This is a genomic window from Devosia alba, assembly GCF_039938915.1.
Classification (GTDB): domain Bacteria; phylum Pseudomonadota; class Alphaproteobacteria; order Rhizobiales; family Devosiaceae; genus Devosia; species Devosia alba.
This window is the reverse complement of sequence record NZ_JBDUUI010000075.1, coordinates 1-280: the sequence shown is the minus strand read 5'-3', so window position 1 is coordinate 280 and position 280 is coordinate 1. Positions and strand designations below refer to the sequence as shown.

1 protein-coding gene is annotated in these 280 nt (G+C 53.2%); it reads right to left on the bottom strand.

The window, feature by feature from the left end; genetic code table 11:
- Positions 1-58: 58 nt before the first annotated feature.
- Positions 59-280: hypothetical protein (locus ABFY71_RS18825; RefSeq protein ID WP_347947398.1), on the bottom strand; the 222-nt coding region annotated here is incomplete at its 5' end.

Genomic DNA, 280 nt, shown 5'->3' with positions numbered 1-280 from the left:
TGAGAAGCAGGCGTCTGAAGTAGCTACGCTAGTCATTCGTATGATTGAGACGTGGCCTTTACTGTGCTACCTCAAGGCTGACCCGGCTCGTGGTGACCGTACCTCTTACGAGGGTTATGATGTACACTGCGATCTGAAGCCTCTGGATAAGTCCGCTAGCATTGCGTGCGTAGGTATCACTGCGCAGTTGCAGGGTAAGCGTGCGGACCTGCTTATCCCGGATGATATTGAGACTACGAAGAACGGCCTGACTCAGACGATGCGTGAGCAACTGCTCATG